Here is a 9,044-nt window from a genome sequence, read left to right as displayed (position 1 = left end):
CCACGGTATGCCCCCACGACGGAACGTCACGCCACGTGGAGGGTGCCCGTTGTCGTGCTCGAGAAGCTGCTGCTGCGCGCTGCCATCCAGCCATTCTTCAACGCATCAAAGCTGACCCTGGGCAGCCTTTCCGACACCCAGACCGCCGACGACCTGATGAGCTACGTGCAGTCGTTCAGCCAGGACGCCCGGGAGATCTTCGAGCACTTCGACTTCATGCTCTCCAACCCGCCCTTCGGCGTGGAGTGGAAGAAGGTGCAGAAAGCGATCACCAGCGAGCACAGCTACAAGGGCTATGACGGCCGCTTCGGCCCCGGCCTGCCGCGGGTCTCCGACGGCTCGCTGCTGTTGTTGATGTACCTGGTGAGCAAGATGCGCCCCCGCCAGGAGGGCGGCTCGCGCATCGGCATTGGCATCATCCTCAACGGCTCGCCGCTGTTCACCGGCGGCGCCGGCAGCGGGGAGTCCGAGATCCGCCGCTATCTGCGGCAGCACGACCTGGTGGAGGCCATCGTCGGCCTGCCCACCGACATGTTCTTCAACACCGGCATCGCCCCCCACGCCTCTCACGGATGCGCATCTTGGGGGTTACTTTTTTCGGGTATCCGGATTGAGTGGTTGATGGCCCTTATCGCCAGACAGCAGCCATTCTCCCATGCCGCTATCCTCCAGGGCGTATACCCCGCGGCCCGAGCGCCACACCAACCCCTTCTCACGCAGTGACTCCAAGGCACGCTGAATCGTTGACGGTGCCGGTTGGGTCTTGCGCCCAGCGCGGGCTCGGATCTCTTGCAGCGTCTCCTGGGTGAATGGCGTAAAGGGCCGTTTTTCAGCCGATGCCCGCGCCAGGACGAACAGGATCGCCTGCTGAAGCACTGTCAGCTGGTCGAAATCGGACTGGAGAATGGCCAAGTAGTCCGCCTGGACCGCTTCGGCTCCCTGCTGCAACAGCTTGCCTAAATCAGAAGCCCGTCCAAGCTCCAACGCGACTCGCTTGACGACTTCCCAAAGCAGCTCGGGTCGATGCCCCATGCGCTCGAAGGTCTGCACGACATCGGCCACTTGGAAGGTGTTACCCGGCGCAAGCTTCGCGTTGACGTGCTGCGTGAACGCCTCGACGAAGTCGCTGCTCAGCAGCGGAAAGGGGGTGACGGTGTTGCCGAAGAAGGGTTGGTCCCGGCTCAGCACGAGCTGCGCCAGCTTGTCACGGCTGCTTCCCGTGAAGACCAGGCGCAGGCCCGGTTGCTGGGCGCCCAGGGTCAGCGCATCTCGGGCAGCCTTGAGCGCGAACATGGTGTTCATGCCCAGCTCGCTGTTCAGTGCATGCTGCGCCTCGTCTACGAACAGGATCACCAAGCGCCCCGATGCCTCATGCAGCGCCTGGAGGGCCTCTGTCAGCGTGGCTTCGTCGGGCAGCGCCGGCTGTGAGAGGTCCCAGGTCAGCGTCCGATGCAGACTGACGGAATCGACACCGGCCGCGCTCAACAGCTTCTTGATGCGCGGCGCGAAGGCCTGCAACTTGGCCATGATGGCGCGCTCGATGAGTAAGCCGGGGTCAATATGCCGGTTCGTCCAGAGATCAACGTAGATCACTTCCCAGCCCCGCTGCTCGCAAACAGGCATCAGATCCTGGCGCAGGAAGGTGCTCTTGCCTGTACGGCGCGGCGCGGCGAGGAACAGCCCCCCGCTGTAGTCGACCAGGCTCTCGCCAGCGAGGCCGGCCACTATCGATTCCGCCAGCGCGGGCCGATGGAAGACAAAGGATCCGGGAACCATGGAATACGCCTCTTTACCCAGCTGTGCATAAAATTATACATGAAGGCGGTAAAGAGGGGTAATGCAAGCCCTGGGGCGGCTCCAACGCGGCATCTTCCGCCGGCTCTGGCCTAAGTCGCCTTCTCCTTCCACCCCTGAAGCGCTAGGCTGTTACGCAACATTACGCCAAGCGCAGGGCATGACACGGCGGACAGCAGGGAAGCCCGCTTCCAGCAGGACATCATCGTCGCCATGGTGGCCGGCGGCTGGCAGGCTGGCACGGCCAGTGGCTACGACCGCGCCACGGTGCTCTACACCGAGGACCTGCTCGGCTACGCCCGCAAGAAGGACAAGGGCGGCGAGAGCGCCGGCCAGAACTACAATCCCCGCCTCGACCTGGTGCTGTTCGTCAACGGCATCACCACCGCCCTCAGCGACCACGAGAAGCTTTCGATGCCGCTGCTGGAGGTCGAGGAGACCGGCAGGCAGTTTGCGCTATTGATCCTCAAGCTGCTGGCGGGGGGAGAAAACCGAGCATCAGGATAGCCTTGGGCGAGGCGTGCCCATCTGCCGGCCGGTTGCCGGAACCAGGCCGGCGACTTCCTGACCAATGGAACCCATTCGCTACGCAGATTCCCTGCAACGAAAAACGGCCACCGCCGAGACTGGCTAAGTGACCGTTTTTACTGGTGTTTTTGGCGCGCCCGACAGGATTCGAACCTGTGACCCCTGCCTTCGGAGGGCAGTACTCTATCCAGCTGAGCTACGGGCGCAATGCCCAGCAGTCGCCAGGCGGTGGCCATCCTAACCGGCCTGCCCGCGGCTGTCCAGCGCGGGGCACAGTGCGCAGCGCGTCTCATGCCAATGGCGGGGGGTACGGCATTTTCCTGGCGCCGGGGTTGCCGGTATACTGTGCGGCACTGTGCGCGTCATGGCGTCATCCGGCCGCGTCGGCATCCGGGCCTGCGCCGCGAATAACTTCATACAGGACCGTCAAGAGGTGGTGAGAGTGAAATCCAGCAAGCTGATGATGGGGTGCCTGGCCACCCTGGGCCTGACCGCCGGCATGGCCTCCGCCCAGGCCGACGTCGACCGTGATGCCATCGCCGAGCGTCTCAAGCCGGCCGGCCAGCTCTGCCTGCAGGGCCAGGACTGCGGCACCGCAGCGATGGCCGAGGCCGCTCCGGCAGCCAACGGTAATGGCAACGGCATCGATGGCGGTGCAATCTACGACCGCGTCTGCATGGCCTGCCACGAGACCGGTGCCGCCGGGGCCCCGGTGCGCGGCAACGAAGATGGCTGGGCCGACCGCCTCGACAAGGGCTGGGATGAGCTGCTGGCCAACTCCATCAATGGCATCGGCGCCATGCCGGCCCGTGGTGGCAACCCCAACCTCTCCGATGACGAGGTCGCCGCCGCCACCGCCCACCTGCTGGAGCCGGTGATGGACGTTCCCGAGGTTACCGCCGAGGAAGAGGTTGCTACCGACGAGGACGTCGCGGCCGACGAAGAGGCCGCCACTGACGAGGACATTGCAACCGATGAAGACGTTGCAACCGACGAGGATGCGCCCGCTCACGCCGGCATCGACGGCGAGGCGATCTACAACCAGGCCTGCATGGCATGCCACATGACCGGTGCCGCCGGCGCCCCGATCAAGGGCGACGAGGGTGCCTGGTCCGAGCGTCTCGAGAAGGGCATGGACGAACTCTACGCCAACTCCATCAACGGTATCGGCGCCATGCCGCCCAAGGGGGGCCACGCCAACCTCTCCGATGACGAAGTGAAGGCCGCCGTGGACTTCATGATTGACGCGCTGGACTAAGACACCCGACAGCGTGACAGCGAGCCAACGTCAGCGGGGCGCCTCAGGCGCCCCGCTGACGTTGAGGCACCCTCCTCCAGAGCCCACGGCTTGGCTGGATCGAAAGCCCTCGGCCTACCCCAATAAAGAGCGCAGCCCGGCGATGGCGTCCTGCCCTCGCGCCTGCTTCTTCTCCGGGTCCTCGCGGTCCGGCCGCCCCTCCCACTCCAGGTCCGCCTCGGGCAGCTCGTCCAGGAAGCGGCTCGGCGTGCAGTCCATCAGCTCGCCATAGGCCTTGCGCTGGCGGGCCAGGGTCAGCGTCAGGGTGCGCCGCGCCCGGGTGATGCCCACGTAGGCCAGGCGGCGCTCCTCCTCCACGGTGCCCGCCTCGATGGCGTTGCGGTGGGGCAGCAGCTCCTCCTCCAGCCCCATCAGGTAGACATGGGGAAACTCCAGTCCCTTGGAGGCGTGCATGGTGAGCAGCTGCACCCGGTCGGAATCATCCTCCTCCGCCTGCTGCTCGAGGATGTCGCGCAGCACCAGCCGCGAGATGGCCGCCTCCACGCTGTCGGTCTCGGTCTCCTCCGAGGCCTCGCTCTCCTCGGGGCTCTCGTCTTCAGGGGCAGCCTGCATCGACTTCTCCAGCTGGTCGATCAGGATCCAGACGTTGGCCATGCGCCGCTCGGCGATGGTGGGCGCGCTGGCGTTCTGGTAGAGCCAGGCCTCGTAGTCCATCTCGCGCAGCATGTCGCGGATGGCGGCGATGGCATCGCCCTGGTCCATGCGCCGCCGCACCCCATCGATAAAGTGGGTAAATCTCCCTAACCTTTCGACGGCCCTGACCGGCAGCTGCTCCGCCAGCCCCAGCTCGTGGCAGGCGGCGTACAGCGAGATGCCGCGTCCGGTGGCCTGGTCATTGGCATAGTTGGCGAGCTTCTCCAGGGTGCCGGGGCCGATCTCCCGACGCGGCACGTTGACGATGCGCAGGAAGGCGTTGTCGTCCGCCGGGTTGATCAGCAGCCGCAGGTAGGCCATGGCGTCCTTGATCTCGTTGCGCGAGAAGAAGGAGGTGCCGCCGGAGAGCTTGTAGGGTACCTGGTAGTGCTGCAGCTTGAGCTCCAGCAGCCGAGATCGAAAGCCCTCGGCCTCCTCGTGGCGATTGACCACCACGCGGATCGGCGCCCCCTCGCCCATCTCCGACCAGAGGGTCTTGTCGTAGACGTGGGGGTTGTTGGCGATCAGGGTGTTGGCGGCGCGCAGGATGGTGCCGGTGGAGCGGTAGTTCTGCTCCAGCTTGACCACCTGCAGGCGCGGGAAGTCCTCGCCCAGGGTCACCAGGTTCTCGGGCCGCGCGCCCCGCCAGGCGTAGATCGACTGATCGTCGTCACCCACCACGGTGAAGGTCTGGCGCTCCCCCATCAGCAGCTGCACCAGCTGGTACTGGCTGACGTTGGTGTCCTGGTACTCGTCCACCAGCATGTAGTGGATGCGCTTGCGCCAGCGGGCCAGGGCCTCGGGGTCGTCGCGCAGCAGCACCACCGGCAGCAGGATCAGGTCGTCGAAGTCCACCGCGTTGTAGGCCTTGAGGTGGCGGTTATAGGCCTCAAAGACCCGGGCGGCGAAGAGCTCGTCGTCGCTGGCGGCATGGGACATCGCCTGGCCGGGCAGCACCAGGTCGTTCTTCCAGGCCGAGATCCGGTGCTGCACCGCGTTGATCTGATCGGCGTCCACCTGGGCGTCCTTGTGCATCAGGTCGCGCAGCAGCGCCTTGGCGTCCTCGGGGTCGAAGAGCGAGAAGCCCGGCTTGTAGCCCAGCGCCTTGAGCTCACGGCGGATGATATTGAGCCCCAGGGTGTGGAAGGTGGAGACGGTGAGCCCGTGGCCCTCGCGCCCCTTGAGCATCTGCCCCACCCGCTCCTTCATCTCCCGGGCCGCCTTGTTGGTGAAGGTCACCGCGGCGATGCGCCGGGCGCTCATCCCGCAGGCCTGCACCAGGTAGGCGATCTTGGTGGTGATCACGCTGGTCTTGCCGGAGCCGGCGCCGGCCAGCACCAGGCAGGGCCCGTCGATATAGCGCACCGCCTCCTGCTGGCGGGGATTGAGCCGGGCCAGGCGCTGCCGGATGGTGGGCGGAGTGGCGGGAAGCGTCATCGCAGGGGCCTCGCGGCATCGACCGGTGCCGCGCCGGGGAAGCCCAGCTGCCGCCAGGCCTCATAGACCAGCACCGCACAGGCGTTGGAGAGATTCAGGCTGCGGCTGTCCTCGCGCATGGGGATGCGCAGCCGCTGCGCCTCGGGCAGGGCGTCGAGCATGGGCTGGGGCAGGCCGCGGGTCTCGGGGCCGAACACCAGGGCGTCGCCCTCGCCATAGGCGGGCTCATGATAGCCGGTGCGCCCCCGGGTCGATACCGCAAAGATCCGCGCGGGGGCAGCCGCCTCGAGATAGGCCGCCCAGTCGCGGTGCACCCGTACCGCCGCCCATTCGTGGTAGTCCAGCCCGGCACGGCGCAACCGCCTGTCATCCAGCACGAAGCCCAGCGGCTCGATCAGGTGCAGGCGAAAGCCGGTATTGGCGCAGAGCCGGATCAGGTTGCCGGTATTGGGCGGGATCTCGGGTTGGTAGAGGACGACGTCAAGCATGGCAGGTTCCGACGAAAGCCCTGGTTCAAGGCGCGGGGGTAACGCAGGCGGGCCCCATGACGGGGCCCGCAGCGGAGAGACACAGGCGAGGAGCGTCAGAAGCGTAGGCGCACGCCGACCTGGGCGCCGCGATCCAGGGTGCGGGTACCGCTGGTGTCATCGAAGTCGGCGCCCAGCTGGCGCAGGCCGAGGTAGCCATCCACGTTGGGGGTGAAGGCGTAGCGGGCCCGCACGCCGATCTCGTAGCCGTCCTCCAGGTCGCGGCTGGCGACCACGCTGGGGGTATAGAAACCGTAGCCCCCCAGGGAGACCTCGGGCAGGTTGGGCAGATAGACATAGCCGTAGCCGCCCAGCCCCAGGCCGCCGCCCTTGCCGAGATCGGTATCGTACTGGGTCCAGCGTGCGCCGACGCCCACATCGTGCTCACGCGTGCGGTTGGTGCCCAGCAGCTGGGCGTGGAACACCGTGGCGTCCTCGCGGTATTCGCTGTGGACCACCCCGCCCCCCAGGGTGATGCCGTCCACCACCTGACCGTTCGCCTCGAACTGCACCGCATCCGGCCCCAGGTTGAGATCCAGGCTGGAGGCCTGGGCCTGGGCCAGGGCCGCGGTGCCCAGCAGCGCCAGGCCGGTCAGCAGCGTCAGTGTCGATTTCATCTCGCTCTCCTTGTCAACTGCCCGCCGCCTCGGCGAGCATCCCCATCTTGTCAGGGCCCCGCCACCCCCCGTTATCCCGCGGCGGTCACGCCGTATCGTAACCGATAAGCGCGAATGGCGGCGGCATGGCCGCGCAGCGATTCGCCGGCGTGCTCTTCAAGATAGGCCAGGACCATGTCCAGCGTCACGATGCTGACCACCGGCATGCCGAAACGGGCCTCGACTTCCTGGATGGCGCTCAGGCTCTTCCCTTCACCCTCGGCCTGGCCGCGCTCCTGGCGGTCCAGGGCAATCACCACCCCGGCGGCGCGGGCCCCCGCGACCTCGATCAGGCCCATGACCTCGCGGATGGCGGTGCCGGCGGTGATCACATCGTCGATGATCAGGATATCACCGGAAAGCGAAGCACCGACGATATGGCCCCCCTCGCCGTGGGCCTTGGCCTCCTTGCGGTTGAAGGCGTAGGGCAGGTCGCGGCCGTGGTGGTCGGCCAGTGCCACCGCGGCGGTGGTGGCCAGGGGGATTCCCTTGTAGGCAGGGCCGAAGAGCACGTCGAAGGCGGGAGCCCGGTCGACGATGGCCCGGGCGTAGAAGCGCCCCAGGCGCGCCAGGGCGCCGCCGGTGCGGAACAGGCCCGCGTTGAAGAAGTAGGGGCTGACCCGCCCCGACTTCAGGGTGAACTCGCCGAAGCGCAGCACCCCCTGCTCGATGGCGAACTCGATGAATTCACGCTGGTAATCCTGCAGCTCAGGAGTTTCGTAGTGCTCCACCTCTGGCTCCTATCATCTTTATTGGCGCAGGCCATTTACCCAAACGTCGAAACGTCGGGTATCATACACGCGCGACGGTAAAGGGACCACGTATGAAAATCGCCACAGTCAATGTCAACGGCATCCGCGAGGCCGTCGGTCGAGGCTTTCTCGACTGGCTGGCCGGCCAGGATGCCGATGTCGTCTGCGTCCAGAACCTCAAGGCCAAGAGCTTCGAGCTGGACGACAGCATCCTCTATCCGGAGGGCTACGAGGGCTACTTCCTCGACGCCGAGCAGGACGGCTTCTCCGGGGTCGGCCTCTACTGCCGGAAGATCCCCAAGGCCATCATGTACGGGCTGGGCTTCCCCCAGTGCGACCACGAGGCACGCTTCCTGCAGGCGGACTACGACCGCTTCAGCATCGCCAGCTTCCTGATGCCCGACGGCAGCGACGTCGCCGCCAAGCAGGCCTTCATGGCCCAGTATCAGGAGTACCTGAGCAAGATGGCTCGCAAGCGCCGCGAGTACATCATCTGCGGCACCTGGCACATCGCCCACAAGACCATCGACCTGGAGAACTGGGCCGACAACCAGGACACCCCCGGGTTCAAGCCCGAGGAGCGCGCCTGGATGGATCAGGTCTTCGGCCCCACCGGCTTCATCGACTGCTTCCGCGAGATCAACCGCGACGCCGGCGAGTATACCTGGTGGCCGAAGCTCGACCAGGAGGTGCCGCGCTCCCGCCAGGAGGGCTGGCGCATCGACTACCAGGTGGTGGGCCCCAACTTCCGCCGCCACGTGGTCGACGCCTGGATCGACTACGACGCCACCTTCTCGGAGTTCGCGCCGCTGATCGTCGAGTACGACCTGCCGCTCTGACGTCCTCCCCGTCGCCGTTCCGGTTCGCCGGAACGCATCACGCCGGCCCATGGGCCGGCGTGATGCGTTCATGGGGACTCGGCCTCAGCGCGGGATGCCCAGTGCCTCGCGCTGGTGGTCGAAGAGCTGGGCGCCGGCATTCTCGGCCAGCTCGAGCATGGCGTTGAGCTCGGCGCGGCTGAAGGTGCCCTTCTCGGCGGTGCCCTGCACCTCGATCAGGCTGCCGTCCTCGGCCAGCACCACGTTCATGTCGGTGTCTGCACCGCTGTCCTCGGGGTAGTCCAGGTCCACCACCGGTACCCCCTTGAAGAGGCCCACCGACACCGAGCTCACCAGCTGCTGGAAGGGGTCGCCCTTGATCAGCTTGTTGCGCTGCAGGTAGCGGATGGCATCCACCAGCGCCACGCAGCCGCCGGTGATGGCGGCGGTACGGGTACCGCCGTCGGCCTGGATCACGTCGCAGTCCACGGTGATGGTGAACTCGCCGAGCTTCTTGAGATTGACCGAGGCCCGCAGCGAACGGCCGATCAGCCGCTGGATCTCCAGGGTGCGGCCGCCCT

General features: G+C 66.5%; 9 protein-coding genes and 1 tRNA gene. 4 read left to right on the top strand and 6 right to left on the bottom strand.

The genetic code is table 11. The features are described 5' to 3' along the window. Both J5F18_RS01940 and J5F18_RS01935 read left to right on the top strand, forming a co-directional pair. A partial coding sequence (locus tag J5F18_RS01940; RefSeq protein WP_346300675.1) for an N-6 DNA methylase occupies positions 1 to 723 on the top strand: 723 nt, incomplete at its 5' end. 1,284 nt (positions 724 to 2,007) lie between these two features. Beyond that, positions 2,008 to 2,301 (top strand): hypothetical protein, encoded by a 294-nt coding sequence (locus J5F18_RS01935; protein WP_346300674.1) that lies wholly within the window; start codon positions 2,008 to 2,010, stop codon positions 2,299 to 2,301. Positions 2,302 to 2,451: 150 nt separating this feature from the next. Here J5F18_RS01935 and J5F18_RS01930 read toward each other — a convergent pair. Then, positions 2,452 to 2,528, bottom strand: a tRNA-Arg gene (locus J5F18_RS01930). Between the two features lie 236 nt (positions 2,529 to 2,764). Between J5F18_RS01930 and J5F18_RS01925 the strand changes: the two genes are divergently transcribed. Next, positions 2,765 to 3,580 (top strand): c-type cytochrome, encoded by an 816-nt coding sequence (locus J5F18_RS01925; protein ID WP_346300673.1) that lies wholly within the window; start codon positions 2,765 to 2,767, stop codon positions 3,578 to 3,580. Between the two features lie 114 nt (positions 3,581 to 3,694). Here the strand turns inward: J5F18_RS01925 and J5F18_RS01920 are convergent, their stop codons facing one another. From J5F18_RS01920 to pyrE, 4 genes are all read right to left on the bottom strand, one after another. Then, positions 3,695 to 5,710 carry a UvrD-helicase domain-containing protein gene (locus J5F18_RS01920; RefSeq protein WP_346300672.1) on the bottom strand — a complete coding sequence of 672 codons (2,016 nt, stop codon included), beginning with the start codon at positions 5,708 to 5,710 and terminating at the stop codon, positions 3,695 to 3,697. Next, positions 5,707 to 6,198 (bottom strand): tRNA (uridine(34)/cytosine(34)/5-carboxymethylaminomethyluridine(34)-2'-O)-methyltransferase TrmL, encoded by a 492-nt coding sequence (trmL, locus tag J5F18_RS01915; RefSeq protein WP_346300671.1) that lies wholly within the window; start codon positions 6,196 to 6,198, stop codon positions 5,707 to 5,709. The genes J5F18_RS01920 and trmL overlap by 4 nt, the downstream gene beginning before the upstream one ends. A gap of 95 nt (positions 6,199 to 6,293) precedes the next feature. Then, positions 6,294 to 6,854, bottom strand: a complete 561-nt coding sequence (locus tag J5F18_RS01910) for a YfaZ family outer membrane protein (protein WP_346300670.1) — start codon at positions 6,852 to 6,854, stop codon at positions 6,294 to 6,296. A 71-nt stretch (positions 6,855 to 6,925) separates the two neighbouring features. Continuing rightward, positions 6,926 to 7,624, bottom strand: a complete 699-nt coding sequence (pyrE, locus tag J5F18_RS01905; protein WP_346300669.1) for an orotate phosphoribosyltransferase — start codon at positions 7,622 to 7,624, stop codon at positions 6,926 to 6,928. Between the two features lie 92 nt (positions 7,625 to 7,716). On the opposite strand from pyrE, the gene J5F18_RS01900 reads away from it, so the two are divergent. Then, on the top strand, positions 7,717 to 8,484 hold the full coding sequence (locus tag J5F18_RS01900) for an exodeoxyribonuclease III (RefSeq protein ID WP_346300668.1): 768 nt from the start codon (positions 7,717 to 7,719) through the stop codon (positions 8,482 to 8,484). An 84-nt stretch (positions 8,485 to 8,568) separates the two neighbouring features. Here the strand turns inward: J5F18_RS01900 and rph are convergent. Further along, positions 8,569 to 9,044, bottom strand: a 476-nt coding sequence (gene rph / locus J5F18_RS01895) for a ribonuclease PH (RefSeq protein ID WP_346300667.1), incomplete at its 5' end; no start/stop codon positions are given.

The organism is Halomonas sp. BM-2019, from assembly GCF_017584085.1.
The sequence above is the reverse complement of the archived record's forward strand: the minus strand, read 5'-3'. Positions and strand labels throughout refer to the sequence as shown.